At 37.9% G+C, this 23,339-nt stretch carries 21 protein-coding genes and 1 tRNA gene; 12 read left to right on the top strand and 10 right to left on the bottom strand.

Features of this window, described 5'->3' with window-relative positions; all coding sequences use genetic code 11:
• Both Q0X66_RS15955 and Q0X66_RS13230 read left to right on the top strand, forming a co-directional pair.
• Window positions 1–179, top strand: a 179-nt coding sequence (locus tag Q0X66_RS15955) for a T9SS type A sorting domain-containing protein (RefSeq protein ID WP_366938701.1), incomplete at its 5' end; no start/stop codon positions are given.
• Window positions 176–874, top strand: coding sequence for a hypothetical protein (locus Q0X66_RS13230; protein ID WP_297707148.1), 699 nt, complete (start codon window positions 176–178; stop codon window positions 872–874). The genes Q0X66_RS15955 and Q0X66_RS13230, both read left to right, overlap by 4 nt.
• Before the next feature lie 211 nt (window positions 875–1,085).
• Here the strand turns inward: Q0X66_RS13230 and Q0X66_RS13225 are convergent.
• Window positions 1,086–1,170: transfer RNA gene (locus Q0X66_RS13225), tRNA-Ser, on the bottom strand.
• Between the two features lie 110 nt (window positions 1,171–1,280).
• On the opposite strand from Q0X66_RS13225, the gene Q0X66_RS13220 reads away from it, so the two are divergent.
• The 3 genes from Q0X66_RS13220 to Q0X66_RS13210 are packed head-to-tail and all read left to right on the top strand — an operon-like array spanning window position 1,281 to window position 3,932.
• On the top strand, window positions 1,281–2,036 hold the full coding sequence (locus tag Q0X66_RS13220) for a sulfite exporter TauE/SafE family protein (RefSeq protein ID WP_297707146.1): 756 nt from the start codon (window positions 1,281–1,283) through the stop codon (window positions 2,034–2,036).
• A gap of 7 nt (window positions 2,037–2,043) precedes the next feature.
• On the top strand, window positions 2,044–2,679 hold the full coding sequence (locus Q0X66_RS13215) for a nitroreductase family protein (protein WP_297707144.1): 636 nt from the start codon (window positions 2,044–2,046) through the stop codon (window positions 2,677–2,679).
• A 59-nt stretch (window positions 2,680–2,738) separates the two neighbouring features.
• Window positions 2,739–3,932 carry a DegT/DnrJ/EryC1/StrS aminotransferase family protein gene (locus Q0X66_RS13210; protein WP_297707142.1) on the top strand — a complete coding sequence of 398 codons (1,194 nt, stop codon included), beginning with the start codon at window positions 2,739–2,741 and terminating at the stop codon, window positions 3,930–3,932.
• 7 nt (window positions 3,933–3,939) lie between these two features.
• On the opposite strand, the gene ribB is transcribed toward Q0X66_RS13210, so the two are convergent.
• The 8 genes from ribB to Q0X66_RS13170 all read right to left on the bottom strand — a co-directional run bounded on the left by ribB (window position 3,940) and on the right by Q0X66_RS13170 (window position 13,400).
• Window positions 3,940–5,082 (bottom strand): 3,4-dihydroxy-2-butanone-4-phosphate synthase, encoded by a 1,143-nt coding sequence (gene ribB / locus Q0X66_RS13205; RefSeq protein ID WP_297707140.1) that lies wholly within the window; start codon window positions 5,080–5,082, stop codon window positions 3,940–3,942.
• On the bottom strand, window positions 5,079–6,566 hold the full coding sequence (locus Q0X66_RS13200; protein ID WP_297707150.1) for an LptF/LptG family permease: 1,488 nt from the start codon (window positions 6,564–6,566) through the stop codon (window positions 5,079–5,081). Before Q0X66_RS13200 ends, ribB begins: the two co-directional genes overlap by 4 nt.
• Window positions 6,567–6,591: 25 nt before the next feature.
• Window positions 6,592–7,236, bottom strand: a complete 645-nt coding sequence (locus tag Q0X66_RS13195; RefSeq protein ID WP_297707138.1) for an outer membrane lipoprotein carrier protein LolA — start codon at window positions 7,234–7,236, stop codon at window positions 6,592–6,594.
• A gap of 3 nt (window positions 7,237–7,239) precedes the next feature.
• Entirely contained in the window at window positions 7,240–9,585 is a 2,346-nt protein-coding gene (locus tag Q0X66_RS13190) for a DNA translocase FtsK (protein WP_297707136.1), read from the bottom strand.
• A gap of 63 nt (window positions 9,586–9,648) precedes the next feature.
• Window positions 9,649–10,014 carry a diacylglycerol kinase family protein gene (locus tag Q0X66_RS13185; protein ID WP_297707134.1) on the bottom strand — a complete coding sequence of 122 codons (366 nt, stop codon included), beginning with the start codon at window positions 10,012–10,014 and terminating at the stop codon, window positions 9,649–9,651.
• Complete coding sequence (tpx, locus tag Q0X66_RS13180; protein ID WP_297707132.1) at window positions 10,007–10,513, bottom strand: thiol peroxidase; 507 nt, start codon at window positions 10,511–10,513, stop codon at window positions 10,007–10,009. The genes Q0X66_RS13185 and tpx overlap by 8 nt, the downstream gene beginning before the upstream one ends.
• Window positions 10,514–10,620: 107 nt before the next feature.
• Window positions 10,621–12,108 (bottom strand): Na+/H+ antiporter NhaC, encoded by a 1,488-nt coding sequence (gene nhaC, locus Q0X66_RS13175; protein WP_297707130.1) that lies wholly within the window; start codon window positions 12,106–12,108, stop codon window positions 10,621–10,623.
• Between the two features lie 56 nt (window positions 12,109–12,164).
• A complete protein-coding gene (locus tag Q0X66_RS13170; RefSeq protein WP_297707128.1) occupies window positions 12,165–13,400 on the bottom strand; it encodes an aminotransferase class I/II-fold pyridoxal phosphate-dependent enzyme in 1,236 nt (411 codons plus the stop codon).
• Between the two features lie 153 nt (window positions 13,401–13,553).
• Between Q0X66_RS13170 and Q0X66_RS13165 the strand changes: the two genes are divergently transcribed.
• Together Q0X66_RS13165 and lpdA are read left to right on the top strand one after the other, a co-directional pair.
• Window positions 13,554–14,015 carry an Lrp/AsnC family transcriptional regulator gene (locus tag Q0X66_RS13165; RefSeq protein WP_297707125.1) on the top strand — a complete coding sequence of 154 codons (462 nt, stop codon included), beginning with the start codon at window positions 13,554–13,556 and terminating at the stop codon, window positions 14,013–14,015.
• A gap of 129 nt (window positions 14,016–14,144) precedes the next feature.
• Window positions 14,145–15,551 carry a dihydrolipoyl dehydrogenase gene (lpdA, locus tag Q0X66_RS13160; protein ID WP_297707123.1) on the top strand — a complete coding sequence of 469 codons (1,407 nt, stop codon included), beginning with the start codon at window positions 14,145–14,147 and terminating at the stop codon, window positions 15,549–15,551.
• A 71-nt stretch (window positions 15,552–15,622) separates the two neighbouring features.
• Here the strand turns inward: lpdA and Q0X66_RS13155 are convergent, their stop codons facing one another.
• Window positions 15,623–16,807, bottom strand: coding sequence for an acyltransferase family protein (locus Q0X66_RS13155; RefSeq protein WP_297707121.1), 1,185 nt, complete (start codon window positions 16,805–16,807; stop codon window positions 15,623–15,625).
• 123 nt (window positions 16,808–16,930) lie between these two features.
• On the opposite strand from Q0X66_RS13155, the gene Q0X66_RS13150 reads away from it, so the two are divergent.
• The 5 genes from Q0X66_RS13150 to Q0X66_RS13130 all read left to right on the top strand — a co-directional run.
• The gene (locus Q0X66_RS13150; RefSeq protein WP_297707119.1) at window positions 16,931–17,464 is read left to right on the top strand and encodes an NAD(P)H-dependent oxidoreductase; all 534 of its coding nucleotides are present in this window, start codon (window positions 16,931–16,933) and stop codon (window positions 17,462–17,464) included.
• A 5-nt stretch (window positions 17,465–17,469) separates the two neighbouring features.
• Window positions 17,470–18,771, top strand: coding sequence for an anthranilate synthase component I family protein (locus tag Q0X66_RS13145; protein WP_297707117.1), 1,302 nt, complete (start codon window positions 17,470–17,472; stop codon window positions 18,769–18,771).
• Window positions 18,772–18,930: 159 nt separating this feature from the next.
• On the top strand, window positions 18,931–20,238 hold the full coding sequence (gene tilS, locus Q0X66_RS13140) for a tRNA lysidine(34) synthetase TilS (protein ID WP_297707115.1): 1,308 nt from the start codon (window positions 18,931–18,933) through the stop codon (window positions 20,236–20,238).
• Window positions 20,235–22,235, top strand: coding sequence for a cytochrome c biogenesis protein CcdA (locus Q0X66_RS13135; protein WP_297707113.1), 2,001 nt, complete (start codon window positions 20,235–20,237; stop codon window positions 22,233–22,235). The genes tilS and Q0X66_RS13135 overlap by 4 nt, the downstream gene beginning before the upstream one ends.
• A 154-nt stretch (window positions 22,236–22,389) precedes the next feature.
• Window positions 22,390–23,339, top strand: a 950-nt coding sequence (locus Q0X66_RS13130; protein ID WP_297707111.1) for a penicillin acylase family protein, incomplete at its 3' end; no start/stop codon positions are given.

Below are 23,339 nucleotides of genomic sequence, written 5' to 3'. Positions count from 1 at the left end.
ATACTGAGAGCACAGAAGTAGTAGTGTATTCAGGCATTGGAAAAGTAATATTGTCTGAATCATTGTTAGCAAGACAAGGATCCATTACGCTTGATGGCAGTATGATGCCTCCAGGTATGTATTTTATATCTGTAAAATCTAATACGATGTACTCAACATTAAAAATTGTAAAAAGATGAAAAACAAAATATTTATTATTTGTTTGTACATGATGCTTATTGGCTGTTCAAATAGTGGCGATGACAATGATACAGAGCCGGTTTTAAATCCAACTGCTGTGACTTTGGTTTTTCCATATGAAGATTCATTATGCAATGAAGGTACTAATGTGACAGAAACAGAAAGCACGGTGTTGTTCGAGTGGCAACCGAGTGACCATACAGATACCTATGCGTTGCAACTCAAAAATTTATCATCGGGAATTACAACAAGTCATGATACATCAAACACAGAACTGGCAATCGTAATAAGCAGAGCAACACCTTATGAATGGTATGTTATTTCACAGTCCAATACTGTGGGAGAAACTGCCCAAAGTCAGACCTGGAAATTCTACAATGCAGGTGAAGGCGTTCAAACCTACGCACCATTTCCGGCTGAAATAATTTATCCATTAATGGCGCAAATAATTAGTACTACAGAAAGTCAAATTTATTTAAAATGGAAAGGTACAGATGTTGATGATGACATAATAGGTTATGATGTTTATTTCGGAACAACAGAACAACCTGACATTTTTGTAAGTGGTCATGATTCTGGTATTTTAAATGATGTGCCCGTAGCAACCAATACAATTTACTATTGGAAAGTTGTTACAAAAGATTCAGAAGGTAATAGCTCAGATTCGGGTTTATTTCAATTTAAGATAGAATAAAATCTCCAAATTCTTTTCAGAAATTGAGCTTTGCTCTAAGTGGGGAAAAAGGGATTACTTTCAGTGATACCTAAATGGAAATCCTGAGCAAGCATGAAATCCTTAACAAACTTCGTTTGTTTGAGTTTTGTATTTTCTGTCACTCACTCAAGCAAGCTTGGTTCGTTTCAGAAAACACAAAACCCGAAACTTTCGTTGCGGGTTTCTTTTGCGGAGAAAGAGGGATTCGAACCCCCGGAGGTGTGACCCTCAACAGTTTTCAAGACTGCCGCATTCGACCACTCTGCCATTCCTCCCTTAATGCGAGCGCAAATATACTAACCTTTTTTCTACCTTAAAAAGTTTGTCGGCGATTTTCTTCCACCGTTTATGGTATTATTTATTTGCGACATCTTATTTTTGCGCCATGGAAGAATGGTATCATTACTTACTGCTCGTACTAGTTGGTTTTGTTGTCGGTTTTATTAATACAGTCGCCGGCGGGGCATCATTAATTTCGTTGCCTTTTTTGATCTTTTTGGGGTTACCTCCCAGCGTGGCCAATGGAACAAACAGAGTAGCTATTGCAATTCAGACCGCAATAGGTGTAGCCGGATTTAAAAGTAAAGGCGTATCCACTTTTCCATTCAATATTTATCTGGGGATCTCAGCACTTTTCGGGTCTATTTTGGGTGCAAGCATCGCCGTGGACATTAAAGGGGAAACATTCAATAAAATTTTAGCTATTATCATGCTCGCAGTGGTATTGATAATTGTATTTAAACCTAAAATAAGTATGCAGGATCTGACAGAACGGGTTACTGGTAAATATTTATGGGTAGGTGTTATTGTATTCTTCTTTATCGGAATTTATGGAGGGTTTATCAATGCAGGAATTGGCTTTGTAATACTCTTGTTTTTACATTATTTTAACCATATGACCCTTGTGAGAGCAAATGCCACCAAGGTTGCGGTTGTTTTTATCTACACCCTTTCAGCTCTCGCCGTATTTATTTTTAACGATAAAGTAATTTGGGAGGTTGGGCTGGTTTTAGCCATTGGTAATGGAGCAGGGGCTTGGCTCTCAAGCAGAATTTCGGTTGGGAAAGGTGACGGTTATGTAAAGATGTTTTTGATAATTATGGTAATAATCATGGCAATTAAATTATGGTTTTTTAATTAAAAAGTATATGGCAGATATTATTAAGGATTTGGAATGGCGCTATGCGGTAAAAAAATTTGATTCTTCAAAGGAGATAGAAGTTTCTAAACTGGAAAGAATTAAAAAGGCATTCATTCTTACCGCTACTTCATACGGTTTGCAGCCAATAAAAATGGTGGTTCTAAAAAATAAGGACCTGCAGGAACAATTGGTTGAATTTTCATACGGTCAGAGGCAGGTTGCCCAGGCTTCACATATTCTGATCTTATGTATAGAGAAGAAAATAGATGCCGATTATATATCCAGTTATTTTAAAAAGGTAAAAGATATAAGAGGAACCAGTGATTCTGTTTTAGAACCATTTAAAAAAGAATTAGTAAGCGAATTTACCAAAATGGATACTAAACAAATTGAACAATGGGCTATTAATCAGGTTTATTTGGCCATGGGAAATTTACTTACAATATGTGCAGTAGAGCAACTTGATGCCTGTCCAATGGAAGGTTTTATTCCTGAACGCTATGATGAATTATTAAATCTAAGCTCAAAAGGCCTAGCCTCTGTGCTGGTTCTTCCTATAGGATATAGGGCTGAGGACGATATGTTTTCCGAATTGAAGAAAGTCAGACGCGATATGGAAAATAGTATTATTTACATATCTTAGGCGCAGCATTTGTAATAGTAAAGAATAAAAATAAACAACATTTTAAATTAAATAGCACTATGCCAGGTTTTGAATTATTTGGGGATAAAGAAAGAAATCAAGTAAAGGACGTCCTGGATTCCGGAGTACTCATGCGCTACGGGTTTGACGGAATGCGAAACGGTCATTGGAAAGCTTTACAGCTTGAAAAGGAATTGGCAAAACGAATGCAAACAAAGCACGCCCAGCTGGTGAGTAGTGGTACAGCGGCTTTAACTGTTGCCCTTGCAAGTGCGGGAATAGGAGCAGGAGATGAAATTATCATCCCGAGTTTTACATTTGTGGCCAGTTTTGAATCTATTCTCGCTTTAGGTGCAATACCCGTTATGGTTGATATTGATGATACACTTACTTTGGACCCCTCCGCTGTTGAGAAAGCTATTACTCCAAATACCAAGGTGATTATGCCGGTTCACATGTGCGGATCTATGGCCGATTTAGGTGCCTTAAAAGCAATTTGTGACAGACATAAGCTTATTTTACTTGAAGATGCCTGTCAGGCAATAGGAGGGACCTATGACGGGAAACCATTAGGTAGTATTGGGGATCTGGGTTGCTTTTCATTTGATTATGTAAAAACAATTACTTGCGGTGAAGGCGGGGCCCTCATTACTAATAACGAAACGTACTATAAAAATGCTGATCATTATTCAGATCACGGGCATGATCATGAAGGTACCGACAGGGGAGCAGAAAGCCATCCTTTTCTGGGCTATAACTACCGGATTTCTGAATTGCACGCTGCTGTTGGTTTAGCTCAAATTGCGCGTCTGGATGATTTTCTTGCAATTCAAAAGAGAAATTATACAATTTTAAGAAACGCCCTCGAGTCTATTGACGGAGTTAGCTTCAGAAGAGTGCCCGATGGTGGTGTTGAGAATTACTCATTTCTGAATTTTTATCTTCCTTCGGAGACCATTACCCAGAAAACACATGCAGCATTTGGCGCTGGAGGTGTTGATGCCTGTTTTTACTGGTATAATAACAATTGGCACTATTATAAGAAATGGGATCATCTTAGAACTATGAAATCCTTAGCTCCGGTGGCAAGAGAAGTCCTTGATGGTCTTCCGGATTATCCTGAAGCACATTTTAAACAGTCAGATCATTGGATGGGCAGAACAATATCCTGTCTTATAAAACTGGGATGGGAAGAAGATGAAGTAGCCAAAAGGGCCGAATTGATGGCCTCAATAATTAAAAAGGAATTATAAACCCTAATTAATAAGGAGAATAATCTACAATCTCCAGGCCATAACCAACAATACCAACTCTTTTAGCCTGGTCACTATTGGTCATTAGCCGCATTTTGGTAATATTCAAATCGTGCAGGATTTGCGCTCCAATACCAAAATCACGGGTATCCATTTCTATTTTGGGAGCCTTAATAATTCCATTTTTTTGGTTTTCCTGCAACCCTTTTAAACGTTTAAGAAGATTATAAGACTGGCTTTGTTGATTTATAAATACTATGGCCCCCTTACCTGCTTCATTAAGCGCCTTAAACATATCATCTAATTTCTTGTCTGCATTATGCGTAAGGGTACCCAGAATATCATTATTTACCAAGGTTGAGTTTATCCTAGTAAGCACCGGATCATCAAGCTCCCAGTTACCTTTGGTTAGTGCAAGATGAACCTGTTCGTTGGTAGTTTGCTGATACGCATGTAAAGTAAAATGTCCAAAGCGGGTTTCTACTTCAAATTCCTCTCTTTTAACTATCAGGCTGTCGTGGCGCATTCTATAGGCAACAAGGTCTTCAATAGAAACAAGTTTAAGATCGAATTTACGGGCGACTTCAGCCAGATGTGGCAATCGTGCCATTGTACCATCTTCATTCAGGATTTCTACCAGGATCCCGGCAGCTTCAAATCCAGCTAATCGGGCAAAATCTACAGCAGCCTCAGTATGCCCGGTTCTTCTCAGAACACCGCCATTCTTGGCTCGTAAAGGGAAGATATGTCCCGGCCTTCCCAAATCATGCGGCTTTGTGGTATTATTTACAAGGGCCTTAATTGTTTTTGCTCTGTCCTGTACAGAAATTCCTGTAGTACAACCATGTCCTATTAAATCTACAGATACTGTAAATTGAGTATGATGTAATACCGTATTGTTCTCTACCATCATTGATAAATCCAACTCCTCACAACGTTTTTCGGTAAGTGGCGCACATATAAGTCCGCGTCCGTGCTTAGACATGAAGTTGATCAATTCTGGTGTAACCGCTTCAGCGGCTGCTATAAAATCGCCTTCATTCTCTCGATTTTCATCATCTACTACTATAATCACCTTCCCATTACGTATATCTGTAATGGCCTCTTCAATAGTGTTTAATTGAATTTTATCTTCCATAGTTGCAATCATGATGCTGTAACTTTATTTTTCTTTCTAAAAAAATCTTTTATTTTTTCAATGACATGACCAAAATCCATTAGTCCCCTGTCGGCAGTTGCTCTTTTGGTCAAATAAACGCCCAAAGGTAACATTATTAGCGTAGAAAGCCATGCTCCAAGTATGGGATGAATATTTCCCTCTTTTGCATAATTTCCTGCAAAAACTCCAATAAAATAATAGGTTAAAAAAAGTACAATTGCTATGACCATAGGTAAACCAAGTCCTCCTTTGCGGATAATTGCTCCCAGCGGTGCACCTACAAAAAACAGAATAATGCAGGAAAGACCAAGCGCGAATTTTTTATGTAAAGACAATATGTGCATATTGTATATTTTATATCGTCGTTGCAATTCTTCTTTTTTACCAAGAACGGAATTCAAAATATTGGAAAGAGAATTCTTTGCAGCGCCTATAATCTGCATCTGTTGGTACTCCTTATATAAATCCAATACGTTGGTTACCGGCATAGTATCGGTTTTCTTAATGATCTCTTTCTTCTTTTTTGAATTTAGTGCTGCAGTATCTAAGGTTGTTTTAAATGATTTTTTCTTTGGCAGGGTATCGGGTTTTATCAGCGGAAGAAATGCACCCATCCTATTGGTAATGTTTTTGGAAAAAGCAGCAACTATTTTTACATTGTTTTCCCGTATAGAATCGATATCCTTATTGAGTCTGGATACATTTTTCATTTTATCGGTTCGTACATTCCGCTCTTCTTCCAGATCCTGAATGTTGTCTGGAATTTCAATATTTATTGTATAGGTCTCAAAATTAGAACGGGTAAATGGAGATTTATCCTTACCTGAACCACTTTTTGACACAATTTCTTCATAATAATGTCCGTCACTAAGTACCAGCTGTATGATACCAGATCCTTCCCGGCTTTTTAATTCCCCTCCTTTGGCTTTTATTACCGTATTATTTTTCTCAAGATTTGTTTTTCTATGAATGACCACATCTCTCAAATATCTATCGTTATCACCATACTTTTGATCTACTTTGATATTTAATCCTTCGATGTCGCTAAAAACACCTTCTACGATCACCGCAGCAGGTTTTACAGTTGCAATATTTCGCCTAAGGTTATAGATTTTTTGCTCAGAAGCAGGAATTACACTATTCGCAAAGAAAAACGCTACCCCACCGAGAATAGTAACTAAAATTATCAGGGGTAACATTGCTCTTTGCAGGGAAATCCCGGACGCCTTCATTGCTGCAAATTCATAATTCTCGGCAAAAGACCCAAAAGTTAATATAGAAGACAGAAGCACTGTAAGAGGCAGTACTTTTTCTGTTAGGTTTGGTAATAAGTAAAAAAGGAATTTACCAATGATTATAATATCCAGTCCTTTTCCCGCCAAATCATCAATGAATAGCCATATCGTCTGGAATATGAAGATAAACATCAATATCAGGAATGAACTAAAAAAATTATAAAGAAATTGCTTTAAAATGTACTTGTCTAAAATCCGCAATGGTCTAGTTTCTTATGATATAGTACCCTTCTTCTTTGTACTTGTTTTCATCAAAAGTAAATAAGGTTTTTGATAATTGCTGGTCAGTTTTAAAAGAATTAACAGTAATGGTAGTAATAGTGCCGTTCTTACCGGTTTCAATTAGTTTATATATATGTTTGGTTTCTACATCAATACCAAGCAGTATAGATGTTATTTCAGAATTTGTATCAATTGGGATGAGTTTGACAAACTGAATTTTTCTGCCCTGAACATCTTGTAATATGTCCCATTCATAGTTATGACCCTTTTTATAAAAAGTCAGCATATCGGAAGGTGTTATGGTATTTTCGCCTTCAGATTTATCTTCTATAGTAACTTCTTCATTTTCCGGAACAATGGTATATACTTTAGCACCATCGTATAATTGTTGTGACCCTAAATAATTAAAGAGGTACTTTTCGCCTTCCAGTGTAACATCGCCACGAGTCTCCTGATCTACATCTGCCTCCGTATTGTGTAACGCAAATTTGAAACTTACCTCAATATTATCATAACTCTTAACTTTGGAATAGACTTCATCCAGAAGCGCCTCTGCTTTATCCGAAGATTGGGCCTGAGCAAAAATGGCGGTAAAAACCAATGCCACGATAAGAATAGAATATTTCATTTTTTATTTTATTTCATTACTTAATAACTGATCCAAAGCGTAAATATCAGAAACCAGTACCTGCCTTGCCTTGCTTCCTTCAAATTGCCCGACAATTCCTGCTGCTTCCAGCTGGTCTATTATTCTGCCAGCCCTGTTGTACCCCAATTTTAACTTGCGCTGTATTAGAGATGCAGAGCCTTGCTGTGCATTAACTATTACTTCTGCAGCCTCTCTGAACATGGCATCCCTGTCAGAAATATCATAATCAATACCTGTGCCAGAATCATCACCAACATATTCCGGTAATAGGTGCGCTTCGGGGTAGCCGCGTTGTGAACCAATGAATTCTGTAATCTTTGCCACTTCCGGCGTATCAACAAATGCGCATTGAAGCCTTGTAATATCGTTGCCCTGAGTGAAAAGCATGTCGCCCCTTCCAATTAGCTGATCAGCTCCCTGGGTATCCAAAATAGTCCTTGAATCTATTTTTGAAGTCACCCGGAATGCAAGCCTGGCTGGAAAATTCGCCTTAATTAAACCTGTAATAACATTTACTGATGGTCTTTGTGTTGCAATTACCAAATGGATGCCTATGGCCCTTGCCAACTGCGCCAACCTTGCTATCGGGGTTTCTACTTCTTTCCCGGCAGACATTATCAGATCGGCAAATTCATCTATAACCAATACAATATAAGGCAAAAATTTATGGCCGTCGTTTGGATTAAGTTTTCTGGCCTTGAACTTTACGTTGTATTCTTTGATATTTCTAACCATGGCCAACTTAAGCATTTCATAACGGTTGTCCATTTCTATGCACAAAGAGTTTAAGGTATGAATTACTTTGGTATTATCGGTTATTATAGCTTCTTCAGAATCGGGCAGTTTTGCTAAATAGTGTCTTTCAATTTTATTGTACAAGGTAAGTTCTACCTTTTTTGGATCAACAAGGATAAATTTCACCTCTGCAGGATGCTTTTTATAGAGCAACGAAGTCAAAACCGCATTTAAACCAACCGACTTACCCTGACCTGTTGCACCCGCCATTAGCATATGAGGCATTTTTGCTAAATCTACCACAAAGGTTTCATTACTGATGGTCTTACCAAAAGCTATAGGCAATTCCATTTCAGCTTTTTGGAACTTGCTCGACGCTATGACGGAACGCATAGATACCACAGAAGGATTTTTATTTGGAACCTCAATTCCGATGGTGCCTTTACCGGGTATTGGGGCTATGATTCGAATACCCAATGCTGCCAGAGATAATGCAATATCGTCTTCCAAATTCTTTATTTTGGAAATACGCACCCCTGCTACAGGAACAATTTCATATAAGGTAACAGTTGGTCCAATAGTAGCCTTTATTTGTCCAATGCCAATCTTATAATTTTTTAATGTCTCAACAATCTTGTTTTTATTTTCCTCAAGCTCTTCCTGATTTATAGTGATACCTCCGGATGCTCCATGCAGATCGAGCAGGTCGAGATGCGGAAATTTATATTTGGCCAACTCCAAAGTGGGGTCAAATTCACCAAAATCTGCTACCAATTTATCAGAGAGAATATCCTTTTCTTCTTTTTCTTCTGTAATTTTCTCTACTTCCATTTCTATGGAATCTTCCTTGGCAGGGATCTTATTATCATCTGGATGGTCTACTTCGGTGATCAGGGGGGGAATATCCTCCTTATGCGTAAAGGGATCAATGACGATAGGTTGCTCTTTATCAATATCCATCAGGATCTCTTTTCCACCAGCATTTTGAAATTCTGTAGCCAGAGATTTAGACTTCCGCTTAAAAAAGTCGGCAATACCATCAGGAGAGAACTTAAACAGACGAACAAGAATAACGGTAAGTCCAAATACCAAAAGCAATAAAACTCCTATTTTACCAGCATAATCCTGTAAAAAATCATTCATTTCAAAACCTACAAGACCTCCTAATAAAGGAAGTTCATAAGCGAAAAAGCCAAGGGCAATTGAGAGCCATATAACAAAAACCAGTCCCCAAATCCACTTACTTAACAACCCTTTTTTATCAAGGTTTAAAAACATGTACAAGCCTGTGATGCATAACAAAACCGGAAAAATAAAAGAGGCCACACCAAAGCCTTTATACATAAAGAAGTGGCTAACGCTTGCTCCAAATTTATTCAGTAAATTATTTGCCTCCTCGTTTCTATCTGTAAATTCTGTAAGAAGGCTTTGGTCAGCCTGCCATGAGAAGTAAAATGAGGTAAATGAAAAAAATAGGGCAATGCTGAGCAAAACCATCAGGCTTCCCAGGATTATATTATTTTGTTTGGACAACTTAAAAGAAAAACCTTTTTTAGAAGAAGCGGGCCTTGATTTTTTTCTCTTCTTTGCCATTGAATAATCTATTCTTTGGGGTAAAAATACAAATTTACAAAGGAAGGACTATCTACAAACGTCCTAAATAATTTTTGGAACATAGATGATTAAACCAACTATGGTTGCTGCCAGTGAAACCATCATAACAGCTCCTGCGGATATGTCTTTGATAAACCCAATTTTCTCATCAAATTCGGGCTGTATATAATCAGACATTTTTTCAATCGCTGTATTCAGGCCTTCAACACCAAGAACCAGGGCAATTGCGAATATCTGTAAAATCCATTCGGTTTGCGATATCTCATAATAAAATCCGGCACCGGTCATTATACATGCAATGACTACCTGGATTTGGATACTACTCTCTGTACGGATTAAAAGCCATGCTCCGCGAAAAGCATACCCAATACCTTTGATCCGGTCTACAATCAGATTTTCTTCAGGCATCCATTAAAGCTTCAAGGGCCGCTTTGTAGTTTGGTTCATCTACAGTTTCCGGTACCTGTTCGGTGTAGCGAACATTTCCATCTTCGCCAATAACCACTACAGAACGTGAAAGCAAAGGTTGAAGCGGGCCATCAATGAAAGTCACTCCATATGCGTTACCAAAACTACCATCTTTGAAATCAGATAACATCACAACATTATCAATGCCTTCAGCACCACAGAATCTTGTCTGGGCAAATGGTAAATCCTTAGATATGCATAAGACTGTTGTATTATTCAATTCGGCCGCCTCCTGGTTAAATTGTCTTACAGATTGTGCACAAGTGCCGGTGTCTATACTGGGAAAGATGTTAAGCACAACTTTCTTTCCACTATAGTCCGAAAGTGAAGCCGAAGAAAGATCATTCTTTGTAAGCGTAAAAGCCTGTGCTTTACTTCCAATTGAGGGTAAGTTTCCGGATGTATGTAGGGTGTTTCCTTTAAGTGTAACAGTAGCCATTTTGTAAGTTTTAAAATTCTGTGTGAAATTAAAAAATAAATAATTGAAATAATAGGCGAATGACGGAAAAGTTAAACTTCATTCCATTAAAATTTTGCTTTGTTTGTTCAGGAAGCCTTTGCAGAGACCAAATGCTTAATTTTTATTCCCAATGCAGCAAAGAAAAGGGTAGTGATTGGACTTAACCAATTGAAAATAGCAAAGAAGAAATAATCTGCAACACTCACGCCTAATACCCCGCTATGATATGCTCCACATGTATTCCAGGGGATAAGCACAGAGGTCACCGTTCCGGAGTCTTCCAGGGTTCTGCTCAGATTTTCAGGGGCTAACCCCCGGTCTTCATAAGCCTTAGCAAACATTTTTCCAGGAACTACAATGGCAAGGTACTGATCAGAGGCCGTAACGTTAAGTGCAAGACAGCTTCCCACTGTACTTGCAAAAAGTCCAAATGTTGTCTTGGCCATCCCGAGTAAGGACTTGGTAATCCTTGATAACGCACCAATTCCATCCATAATACCGCCGAATACCATGGCACACACAATAAGCCATATGGTGCCTAACATACCAGACATACCTTTTGCAGTAAATAAATCGTTAAGTGCCGGGTTATCTGTAGCTATCGAGGTTTTAATTGTAATCGCATTTAATATTCCTTTATAACCGGATTCAAAATTCAATTCTTTAGCTCCTGTAATTCCTGCAACGATATCGGGTTGGAACCACAAAGCAAAAACTCCACCCAGTAAAGTACCAATAAGCAGGGCGACAAGTGGAGGAGCTTTTTTTACAATCATAAAAATCACAGCCAATGGAACCAGAAACAACCAGCCATTTATGGTGAAGGCTGCATCAATAGAATTAAGAATAGATTTGGTATCGGCTATTCCGGTTGTTTCCAAATTGAAGCCAATTATTATGAAAATTAAAAGAGTTATGGAAATAGTAGGAATGGTAGTAATGGTCATGTATTTGATGTGACTAAATAATTCTCCACCAGCCATGGCAGGGGCAAGGTTTGTTGTATCACTTAAGGGCGACATTTTATCACCGAAATAAGCGCCCGAAAGCGCTGCACCTGCGGTCATACCCATATGAATTCCCAGGGCATCCCCAATTCCTATAAGAGCAATACCAACAGTTGCCGAGGTAGTCCAGCTGCTGCCTGTCGCAATTGAAATTATGGCGCAAATAATTAAACTTGCTCCCAGGAATATGGTAGGGTTAAGAATTTGTAGGCCATAATAGATCATTGCCGGTATAATTCCGCTTATCATCCAGGTTCCTGCCAGCGCCCCAACCATCAAGAGTATTAATAAGGCACCGGTAGTGGATTTAATATTTTCGGCCACTTCAGCCAACATCTGTTTATAGGTAGCTTTATTAAAAAAACCGACAATAGCGGCAACAGCGCCACCCATTAATAATATAAACTGATTAGAACCACCAATGGCATCGTCTCCGAAAACATAGACATTGTAGGCAAGCATTCCCACAAGGGCAAAAACAGGGATTAATGCCTCCCAAATATTTAGTTCCCGGTTTTCAACAATATGTTCCTGTTGTCTGTATTTATTGGATTTTTTATCGGCCATAAGGTTTGGTTAGTTGATTGGTAATATTACAACTTTGGCCGCTGTTCTGCAAACGCCTAAACCATCGATCTAACCCGAGATGCGACTTTAAGATCCAGGATGTTCAGACTTTGCATACATTCTTTCATTAATTTATATGTTCTCTTAATATCGTTATCCAAGCCAATAGAAAAGCGTATAAGTCCATCCGACAAGCCCATAGTTTTTTGCTCTTCCAAAGATATTTCCGATGAAGTGGATGTGCCAGGTGCACTAAACAAAGTTTTATAGAACCCAAGACTAACCGCCAGATAACCAAGGTTTTTTTTCTGCATTAACTCCATCAGCTTATTTGCATTTTCAAGGCTGCCTACGTCTACGGTCATAATCCCACCATATCCATATTCAGAAACCATCTGCTTTTTCATAGTATGGTACCCGGGATGTGATTTAAGGCCTGGATAAACTACCCTAAGGCCATCTTTCTCAAACTTTTTGGCAAGGTACAGCGCATTTTCGCTATGTTTTTTCATTCTTATATGAAGTGTTCTCATATTTTTTAGAATAAAAGATGCCCGAAGGCTATCAAGAGTACTGCCCAGAAGCATCCCGGCTCCATCATGCACATCCTTAAGGCTGAGACAAAACTCCTTTGTTCCGCATACTGCCCCTGCAACACTATCACTTGTCCCATTTATAAATTTAGTAAGGCTATGGATCACTATTTCTGCCCCCAGTTTCCCCGGAGCAATCGATAAAGGTGAAAAAGTATTATCCACAACCAGAGGAATATTATACTTTTTGGCCAATCCGGATAGCGCTTTTATATCAGCTACTTCCAATAAAGGGTTGCTTATAGATTCACAGAATATCATTTTGGTGTCAGCTGTAATGGCCTTTTCTACAAGTTCAATTTTTGTAATGTCTACAAATGAAGTATTGATATTGAATTTTCTAAGAAAATTTTTCATAAAAGCATAGGTGCCTCCATAAATAGTACGGCTACTGATAATATGGTCTGCTGAGTTACATAATTGCAGGATAACCGCAGTAATTGCGCCCATTCCACTTGCCGTGACATTTGCCGTTTCTGTCCCTTCGAGAGCTGCAAGAGCTTCTCCCAAATATAGATTGGAAGGTGAGGAGTGCCTGCTATATAAATAGCAGCCTTCTGTATTTCCTTCAAACGTATCGAACATTGTTTTGGCGGAAAGGAAGGTATAAGTAGATGAATCTGATATTGACGGATTTACACCCCCGAATTCACCAAAATTGTGCAATTCCTGAATTTTGTCTATCGCTTTATGTTTCATAATAGCTTAAGTTTTGTAGTATAAAATTATTGAAACATAGATTGAAAAACAAGTAAAATTGATTATTATAGAAAATAAAACTATATTTATACTTTAAAATAGATTATAAATTTATAATCACAAGGATTAAGTAGTTTTTAATGTAAATAAATCATGATTAAAATAGACGCTAAAGACAGGGAATTATTGGCACTCCTTCAAGAGGATAGTAAATGGACCACTAAGGAATATGCAAACCGACTTGGACTTTCGACCACCGCGGTATATGAGCGGATAAAACGGTTGGAAAAAACTGCTGTGATTACCAGGTATGTTGCTTTGGTTGATAAGAATAAGGTAAATAAGGCTTTTATGGTACTCTGTCATGTTAAGCTGATTCAGCATATAAAAGATTATGTGCTTCAGTTTGAACGAGAAGTAGTTCAGCTGGAAGAAGTTTCAGAATGCCATCATATTAGCGGCGATTATGATTATATCCTTAAAGTTAATGTAAGTGATATGGAGACTTACAGAGAGTTTATGGTGACCAAGCTGACGGCTATAAAAAATATAGGTAGCACCCAGAGTTCTTTTGTAATTAATGAGGTAAAATACAGCACCGCCGTACACTTTTAATTAAACTGGTAGTTTGGGTTTTCTTAAGGTCTGATTCTCTTATGTCCTAAACAAAAACATTTGTACTTTTGTGTTCTGATTTTCTGAATCCCGTTATAAAACGAATCTTTTACTTTAAAAAAGAAGACTATGAATCAATATGATGTGGCCATTATAGGCTCCGGACCAGGTGGGTATGTTGCTGCCATCAGATGCGCACAATTGGGTATGAAAACTGCCATAATCGAGAAATATTCAACTTTGGGAGGAACCTGTCTTAATGTGGGTTGTATTCCTTCTAAAGCGCTTTTAGATTCCAGCCATCATTATGAAGATGCAGTAAAACATTTTGAAGCTCATGGCATAGAAATCCCGGGTGACATTAAGATAAACCTTGAAAAGATGATCAGTCGTAAGCAGGCTGTAGTAGACCAAACTACCAAGGGGATTCAGTTTTTAATGGATAAGAATAAAATTGATGTTTATGAGGGCAAAGGAAGTTTTAAGGATGCTACCCATATCACAATAGAACCAACAAAAGGAAAACCACAAACACTGGAAGCCAAAAATATAATCATTGCAACAGGCTCTAAGCCCGCTACACTTCCGTTTATAAAGCTGGATAAGGAACGTGTTATTACTTCTACTGAGGCCTTAAAATTGAAGGAAATCCCTGCACACATGATCATTATTGGCGGTGGGGTGATTGGATTGGAATTAGGTCAGGTTTATAAGCGATTGGGCTCTGAAGTTACCGTTGTTGAGTATATGGATAGAATTATCCCCGGTATGGATGCAGGACTTTCCAAAGAGCTATTAAAAGTCTTAAAAAAACAAAAAGTAAAATTTCTGCTTGCACATAAGGTTAAGTCTGTTGAGCGCAAAAAGAATGAGGTAATCATTAAAGCCGATGACAAAAAAGGAGTCGAAGTAATATTAAAAGGCGATTATTGTCTTGTATCAGTAGGTAGAAGACCATATACCGATGGCTTAAATGCCAAAGCAGCAGGCGTTGAATTGGATGATATAGGAAGGGTAACAGTGAATAATAACTTACAGACCAATATTCCAAATATATATGCCATTGGTGACGTAGTTAAAGGCGCAATGCTCGCGCATAAAGCCGAGGAGGAGGGCACAATGGTTGCTGAGATTATTGCCGGTCAAAAGCCACATATAGATTATAATTTAATTCCCGGTGTTGTATATACCTGGCCGGAAGTGGCATCGGTTGGGAAAACAGAAGAAGAATTAAAAGAAGCCGGTATAGAATATAAATCGGGTCAATTTCCAATGCGTGCTTTAGGACGATCCAGAGCCAGTATGGATATTGATGGGTTTGTAAAAATTCTCGCAGATAAGAAAACAGATGAAGTCCTTGGGGTGCATATGATAGGTGCCCGATGTGCTGATTTGATTGCCGAGGCAGTCACCGCTATGGAATTCCGAGCTTCAGCAGAAGATATTTCGCGTATGAGTCATGCACATCCTACCTATGCAGAAGCGGTAAAAGAAGCTGCTCTGGCTGCTACTGATAACAGAGCTTTACATATTTGATCAGATGAATTAGTTCTGAGAAGCTTCAGGCTTAGCGGGATTAATACGACTTAGGATTTTGGGAGTCTTTTTTAACTCTTAACCAATCCAATTAATCTAAGTATCCTGTAAATACTAATTTTTAATATCCTTTGCGTATAAATTGCCCAGGGCTCCAGCTTATTTCTGAGATCAATAAGCGCAGCACTTATACCTTGTTTGATATGATCTTCATTCCTGGCATAATACAGGGACAAAAAGGAGCATACAAACATAAAGGCGATGGCCGTTGGAATCAATATTGCCGGTGGCAAGGACTGATAAAAGAATTGATACAATCCAAGTCCGGTAAAACTTCCATACAGAATAACAAAATGAATAATATAGATGGATAATGTGTTCTGTCCTATTTTTAACACAGTCCTGCTTGTTATAAACTGACGCAATAGCATAAAGACAGCGAAGGCAATGAGTACGTCACCCAGTCTTATAAAAAGGTAATTATTTGCGGCAATAGCATCGAACAAATCTATCCCCGTTATTGATGAGACAGCTAAAAAAAGATCTGATGAATAAAAGATTAGCAATATACCTGTAAGTGCAGCAATGGAAATAGCTTTGGGATAAAGAGATCGGGAATTTTTATATTGGGTAAACAAATAGGAGAAAAAACCTCCAATAGCAGTATAGCCAAACCAGGGTATTATGGTAAACACAGACCCATTGGTTTTGGTAAAATAATTGGCCAAAGCATCCGGCAGTATCTGAAAAGTCCAATTGGAATATATTGGCTCAAAACTAAAAAGCAAACAGCTTATAGTAAGTAATAATAAAGGGAAGACGTATTTTTTTTGTTTAGTGGTGAACAAATACAATCCAATAATTCCCAAAATTGACAAGCCTATTATATGCAAGACGTCAACCAGGAAGAAAGAAGGATACATTTCGCCCATGAACAATCCAAATACATTCAAACGGAGAAGATACCCAATTAATAATAGTTGAATACCGCGTTTAATCCCCTTTTTTATTCTTGGATTGTTAAATCCTTTCTCCGGTACACGAATTAAAAGATAGGTAAAAATAAAGCCGGAAACCGTGAAAAACACCGGAGCTGTGATTCCTCTGAAATAGCTCCAAATAGTAAATACTATGCTGTCAGGATCCCTGAAAGTATTTTCCAGTAATCCATCCACAAAATGCCCCTGTAGCATCATAAGGATTGCCCAGGCTCTCATGGCATCTATAAAAAATAGTCTTGCAGTTTTATTTCTCATACCTAACAGCTATCCTATATACTTGTTTAACAGCGCCTTTGGATGTTTAAAAATGCAAAATTAGCTAAATTACTCGCAATTCAAGCTAAATTGAGGTATTTTCGTCATCTTAAGAATTTCACTATGTCAGCAATACTAGCTTTGGCAGGAAGCAACTCCTCAACATCAATAAACTTTAAATTAGTCCAATATACCGCGGGTTTAATTGGCGACAAGGAGGTACAACTTTTAAATATGGCTAATTATCCATTCCCTTTATATAGTGAAGACAATGAGCGGGAAATGGGTTTTTCTAATTCACTGGTAGAATTACGCGACGATATTATGAAAGCCAAGGGGGTGATTATTTCCTTAAATGAGCACAACAGTAATCCTTCGGCATATTTTAAAAATGTTTTGGATTGGCTGTCACGCCTGGAAATAAAATTTTTGGAAGATACCGAAGTACTACTTATGTCAACCTCCCCGGGTAAACGTGGCGGACTAGGATCCCTGGAAATTATTGAAAAGTTATTACCCAGGTTTGGTGCAAATGTGGGCGCTAGTTTTTCGTTGCCCTCTTTTTACGAAAATTTTGATTCAGAGAAAGGCATCACTGATAGTGCACTTGCAGAAACACATCAAAGGGTCCTGACTGAATTTTTATCTAAAATCTGAAAGTTTTGCGAACCAAGGTCGCTTTCCGGATTGGCGATATTCCCAGGTTTAAATCCAATCTTTTGATATGGGCAAAACAATTCACAGAAGTCGTTTGGTTAGACAGCAATGACCATAAGGATGAATACGGATCCTATGATGCATTGTTGGCTGCTGATGCCCTTACCAGTTTATCCACGGATTATCACGGTGCTTTTTCAGACCTTAAAGCCTATCAGGAGTCTGTCAATGACTGGTTATTTGGATATTTATCATACGATTTAAAAAATGATATTGAAGATCTTACTTCCCAAAATACAGACAACCTCGGCTTCCATGACCTCAGTTTTTTTCAGCCTAAAAGGATAATTACAATTCAGGGGAAAATAGCGGAATTTATATACCTGAACATGCTATCGGAAGAAATTGAAGCAGATTTTAATAGTATTATTGCGGTAAATTTTCAGAAGGAGAGTACCAAACCCCATACACATATACCCATAAAGATTAGGCTCAGGATTTATAAAGACCAATATTTCCGGCAGGTAAATGAGATGCTAAAGAGAATTCACCGCGGGGATATCTACGAGGCAAATTTCTGTCAGGAGTTTTTTGCGGAAAACACTTCCATCGATCCTGAAAGAACTTATAAAAAATTAAACACTATCTCTAAAACGCCCTTTGCGGCTTATCTTAGGATGCAAGATAAATATCTTCTTTCGGCCTCTCCGGAACGCTATTTAAAAAAATCGGGTGATAAACTAGTTTCTCAACCCATAAAAGGAACAGCCCGAAGATCTGCAAACACCGAAGAAGACAAAGCCCTTAAACGAAACCTGCAGCAGGATATTAAAGAGCGAGCTGAGAATATTATGATTGTGGATTTGGTTCGTAATGATCTTTCAAAAAGCGCATTAAAGGGCAGTGTTCATGTAGCAGAACTCTGTAAAGTAAAGACCTTTAAACAGGTGCATCAAATGATATCTACTGTGGAAGCAAAGGTGTCTAAAGGAAAAAGTGGGGTTGAAATAATAAAGGAAACCTTTCCCATGGGGAGTATGACAGGCGCTCCAAAGGTGTCTGCAATGAAGATTATTGAAGATTTAGAGGCTTCCAAACGCGGACTTTATAGTGGGGCAGTTGGCTATTTTACCCCAGAGGGAGATTTTGATTTCAATGTTGTAATACGCAGTATTCTATATAACGACACGAAAAAATATGTGTCATATTCCGTTGGTAGCGCTATAACAGCCAAAGCTTCCCCTGAAAATGAATATCAGGAATGTCTGCTAAAAGCCAAGGCAATGCGTGAAGTATTGGAAGGATAAATTTATAGAACTTCAAACGTCGATTAAATTATTGATTTGGATACGGAATAATCAGAAACCGGGATTCACCTAAAATTCATTAAAAAATAAGGATGTGATATATATTACAGTTCGTAATAAAAGATTGGTGGAGGTATCAACTTTGATTAATTTTGTATAATGCTCAACCAGTTTAAATACCATATAGCAATTAATTTTCCACATCTCCTGGAAAATAAATTTTTAATTGCTTGCAGTGGAGGTATAGATAGTGTGGTCCTGATACATCTATGTAAACTAAATAAAATGGACTTTTCCATTGCGCATTGTAATTTTCAATTAAGGGGTACAGAAAGTGATATGGATGCCTTTTTTGTCGAAGACTTAGCTAGAAAAATTGGAAAAAAAATATATATAAAAGATTTTGATACAGTTGGTTATATTAATACAAATAAAGTTTCACTTCAAATGGCAGCAAGGGAATTGAGGTACAGCTGGTTTGAAGAATTAATGCAAATAAACAAGATAAAGACGTTGGTGACAGCACATCAGGCAGATGATAATTTGGAGACTTTTATTATTAACTTATCCAGGGGTACGGGCATCAAAGGACTTATGGGTATTCCTGCCAAAACTTCCAATATAAGCCGGCCGCTATTAATATTTTCCAAGGGGCAAATCATGCAATTTGCCGAAATGAAGAATATAAGTTGGCGCGAGGACCAAAGTAATAGTGAGACCAGGTATTTAAGGAACAAAATCAGAAACGGTGTTATTCCCAAATTAAAGGAATTACACCCGGGATTTCTTGGTAATTTTGAATCTACTCTGTCAAACTTGCAAGGAAGTGCTGCTCTTTTGAAGAACTACCTGGCTGAATTAAAACAAAATCTTTTTCAACAACAGGATGATATTATAAGAATCCCCTTAAATTCTCTTTTAAAATTAGAACCCGCTAAGGTTTACATGTATGAATTGTTTTATGAATATGGTTTTAAAGAATGGAATGATGTTGTTGGCCTTTTAAGTGCCAGTAGCGGAAAAGAAGTGCGCTCAAATACCTATAGACTTATTAAAGACCGGGAGTATTTGTTATTACAGCCGATTTATCCTTCGATAATTGAAAAATTTGTTATTGATGCAATTACAGGAACTATTACCGAACCCCTGCATATGAAGATTGATGAGGTAAAAGCAATGGGGGAGACCTCCAATAGGATACTATATGTTGATAAAGAAACGTTAAACCTTAAGCTAAGCATTAGAAAATGGGAGAAAGGAGATTACTTTTACCCTTTTGGAATGAATGGGAGAAAAAAGGTCTCAAAGTTTTACAAAGATGAAAAATTGGATCTTATCTCCAAGGAAAAACAATGGCTTCTATGCTCAGGGGATGATATAGTATGGGTTATTGGCCGAAGGGGGGATGATCGATTTAAAGTGACCACCAAAACAAAAAACATTTTAAAATTTACCATTACAGAATGAGAATAATAATAACATTTCTTGTTTTATTTATCAGTCTTAATCCCGGTTATGGTCAGGACGATGAGGACCCTGTATTATGGTCACATGAAGTTAATAAACTGACGGAAAATGAGTATGAACTTATTTTCAAAGCAGATATAGCTGATGGCTGGCATATCTTTTCTCAGTTTACTGATGAGAATGGTTCTTTAGCCAGTGAATTCACTTTTCTCAAGAGTGGCGAAGATTATGAATTGGCAGGTACGACCACAGAAAGTGAAACAATAACGGAATACAGTGATATTTTTGAGGTAGACGAGACATTTTTTATAAATGATGCAGTCTTTACACAAAGAATCAGGTTACTAAATACCTCGCTTTCCCAAGTAGATGTTGAGCTTTTCTATCAGGCGTGTAAGGAAGTATGCATTCCAAAAGAGCATACTTTCAGGATATCTCTGAGCGGAGGAACCGTAGTAATTGCAGAAGAAATTCTTGATGACAGGGACCTGGACCTTAGTGCTGCTTTAAAACTCAACTTAAAAAATAAAGAAAAACTTAAATCAAATGATGATACCAACGTTAAAAAAGGTTCCGGATTGTGGGTGGTATTTGGCCTGGGGTTTTTAGGTGGCCTTATTGCCTTATTAACACCATGTGTGTTTCCAATGATCCCATTAACTGTTTCCTATTTTACAAAGCACTCCAAAAACAAATCCACAGGTATTTTTGAAGCCTCTTTATATGGTTTTTTTATTGTTTTAATCTATTTTTTACTTAGCCTGCCCTTTCATTTATTTGATTCGGTAGACCCTCAGATTCTCAATACAATAGCTACAAATATCTGGCTCAACATTGCCTTTTTTGTAGTATTTGTGTTTTTTGCATTTTCATTTTTCGGGTATTATGAACTAACATTGCCCGGTTCATGGTCGACTAAATTGGATAATATATCCTCTAATGTTGGTGGTAGTTTAGGAATATTTTTTATGGCCGTAACACTGGCCATTGTGTCCTTTTCCTGCACAGGCCCCATATTGGGAGGTCTTTTGGGAAGTACAACTCTGGCCGAAGGTGATGTGGCTAACAATCTTTCGGCAGGGATGTTGGGATTTGGAGTAGCCCTTGCTTTACCGTTTGGATTATTTGCACTATTTCCAACATGGTTAAACTCTTTACCCAAGTCCGGTGGATGGATGGATACCGTAAAAGTTGTTCTTGGGTTTCTGGAATTGGCACTGGCCTTTAAATTTTTATCTAATGCCGACCTTGTTGGCAATTGGGGGTTCCTTAAGAGAGAAATCTTCCTGGGAATTTGGATACTTCTTTTTGTTTTATTGGTTTTATACTTATTTGGAATAATCAGATTTAGACATGAAGGCCCAAAACAAAAGTTATCTAAAACCAGAATCGGAGTTGGCATTTTAACTGCTGCCTTTACTGTTTATTTGATATTAGGTGCTTTTAATATTACCAGCCTTAAATTGTTAAGTGGATTTCCACCTCCGGATTTTTATTCCGTTGTGGATAAAGAAAGTAATTGCCCCCTTGGCCTTAACTGCTTTAAAGATTTTGAAGAAGGGATAGCATATGCAAAAAAAGAAAAGAAGCCGGTATTACTCGATTTTACCGGATGGGCCTGTGTGAACTGTAGAAAAATGGAAGAAAACGTCTGGAGCGAACCCGATATTTATGAAATGCTTAATGAGGATTACGTGCTGATTTCCTTATATATTGACGATAGAAAATCATTGCCGGAGCATGAAAAATTTGATTATAAATTCGAATCCGGAAGGGTAAAAAATATTGAGACAGTCGGGGAAAAATGGGGTACTTTTCAAACCCTCAACTTTGGTGCTGCATCACAGCCCTACTACGTTTTACTTTCCCCGGACCTGGAGGTCTTAAATTCTTCAATTCAAAATGCTGATAGTGAAACCTATGAAAATTGGTTGAAAGAAGGTCTTAAAAACTTTGATGAGCTCAATAAGGGTGAATTGACCAGCACATTACCATAAAACAGTAATATCATCTGCTATTACCTATATAACTGAATTTTTTAATGAGATTTTTATAATCTTTGAGTTCTATCAATAAAAGACAGATCAAGAAAAGGACACTAATAATTTAAGTGGCTCATTTTTTTTATCTTTAAACCTCAAAGTCTTACTCTTGAAGAAAATTAAAAAAATCCTCCTGATACTACTGGCATTTCTTGGACTTTTGTCACTTGCCGCGTTCATCTTCATACAAACCCTGAAACCCGACTATGAAGGGGAAAAACAACTATTAAATCTGTCTGATGAGGTATCTGTCTACTATGATTCCTATGGTATTCCTCACATATATGGTGAAAATGAAGAGGATGCAATTAGAACGCTTGGCTACGTGCATGCCCAGGACAGACTTTGGCAAATGGAATTGTTGAGAAGAGTGGCCGGAGGTGGCTTATCAGAGGTTTTTGGTTCTAAATTACTATCAACAGATAAATTTTTTCTTTCCCTGGGTATTGATGAGGCTTCAGCTAAAACTATAGAACAGCGTGAAAGGACGAACAAGACAATACAGCTAACCGAGGCTTATTTAGATGGGATAAACCAATTTATAGAAAGTGGACCCACTCCGGTAGAGTTTTATCTGACGGGCATTGACAAGGAACCTTTTAGCCTCAAAGATGTTTATAATTCTATTGGCTATATGGCATTTAGTTTTGCAATGGCTCAAAAAACCGATCCATTACTAACCGTGATAAAAAATAAATTAGGCCCTGAATATCTTAAAGATTTAGAAATTGAGGTGGATTTAAATACCGAATGGATCAAGAATTATAAGTCTGCGCCTGAGGGTTCAAAAGAAGCTCAAATGGTAGCTTCAATTTCAAAGGCACTGGCTAATTTGCCAATTCCTCAGCTCGAGGGGAGTAATAGTTGGGTAATGGCCCCTGCAAAAACCAAATCAGGTAAGGTAATCCTGGCGAATGATCCACACATTGGGTTTGCTCAACCTTCCGTATGGTATGAAGCCCATCTAAGTGCTTCGGGCTACGAAAAATATGGTTATTACATGGCGGGCATACCTTTCCCAATTTTAGGACATGATAGAAATCTGGCTTACGGGATTAC

The organism is uncultured Eudoraea sp. (assembly GCF_947260015.1).
GTDB lineage: Bacteria > Bacteroidota > Bacteroidia > Flavobacteriales > Flavobacteriaceae > Eudoraea.
Note: the sequence above shows the minus strand (reverse complement) of the source record. Positions and strands in the feature narration are given on the sequence as shown.

What these genes read in the sequence shown, in the direction of transcription:
- Q0X66_RS13230 (WP_297707148.1), top strand. Translation starts at nt 176, where the DNA reads ATGAAAAACAAAATATTTATTATTTGTTTGTACATGATGCTTATTGGC.
- tilS (WP_297707115.1), top strand. Translation starts at nt 18,931, where the DNA reads ATGCTCAACCAGTTTAAATACCATATAGCAATTAATTTTCCACATCTC.
- Q0X66_RS13150 (WP_297707119.1), top strand. Translation starts at nt 16,931, where the DNA reads ATGTCAGCAATACTAGCTTTGGCAGGAAGCAACTCCTCAACATCAATA.
- Q0X66_RS13210 (WP_297707142.1), top strand. Translation starts at nt 2,739, where the DNA reads ATGCCAGGTTTTGAATTATTTGGGGATAAAGAAAGAAATCAAGTAAAG.
- Q0X66_RS13170 (WP_297707128.1), bottom strand. Translation starts at nt 13,400, where the DNA reads ATGAAACATAAAGCGATAGACAAAATTCAGGAATTGCACAATTTTGGT.
- Q0X66_RS13190 (WP_297707136.1), bottom strand. Translation starts at nt 9,585, where the DNA reads ATGGCAAAGAAGAGAAAAAAATCAAGGCCCGCTTCTTCTAAAAAAGGT.
- Q0X66_RS13165 (WP_297707125.1), top strand. Translation starts at nt 13,554, where the DNA reads ATGATTAAAATAGACGCTAAAGACAGGGAATTATTGGCACTCCTTCAA.
- Q0X66_RS13185 (WP_297707134.1), bottom strand. Translation starts at nt 10,014, where the DNA reads ATGCCTGAAGAAAATCTGATTGTAGACCGGATCAAAGGTATTGGGTAT.
- ribB (WP_297707140.1), bottom strand. Translation starts at nt 5,082, where the DNA reads ATGATTGCAACTATGGAAGATAAAATTCAATTAAACACTATTGAAGAG.
- lpdA (WP_297707123.1), top strand. Translation starts at nt 14,145, where the DNA reads ATGAATCAATATGATGTGGCCATTATAGGCTCCGGACCAGGTGGGTAT.
- Q0X66_RS13220 (WP_297707146.1), top strand. Translation starts at nt 1,281, where the DNA reads ATGGAAGAATGGTATCATTACTTACTGCTCGTACTAGTTGGTTTTGTT.
- nhaC (WP_297707130.1), bottom strand. Translation starts at nt 12,108, where the DNA reads ATGGCCGATAAAAAATCCAATAAATACAGACAACAGGAACATATTGTT.
- Q0X66_RS13195 (WP_297707138.1), bottom strand. Translation starts at nt 7,236, where the DNA reads ATGAAATATTCTATTCTTATCGTGGCATTGGTTTTTACCGCCATTTTT.
- Q0X66_RS13135 (WP_297707113.1), top strand. Translation starts at nt 20,235, where the DNA reads ATGAGAATAATAATAACATTTCTTGTTTTATTTATCAGTCTTAATCCC.
- Q0X66_RS13215 (WP_297707144.1), top strand. Translation starts at nt 2,044, where the DNA reads ATGGCAGATATTATTAAGGATTTGGAATGGCGCTATGCGGTAAAAAAA.
- tpx (WP_297707132.1), bottom strand. Translation starts at nt 10,513, where the DNA reads ATGGCTACTGTTACACTTAAAGGAAACACCCTACATACATCCGGAAAC.
- Q0X66_RS13155 (WP_297707121.1), bottom strand. Translation starts at nt 16,807, where the DNA reads ATGAGAAATAAAACTGCAAGACTATTTTTTATAGATGCCATGAGAGCC.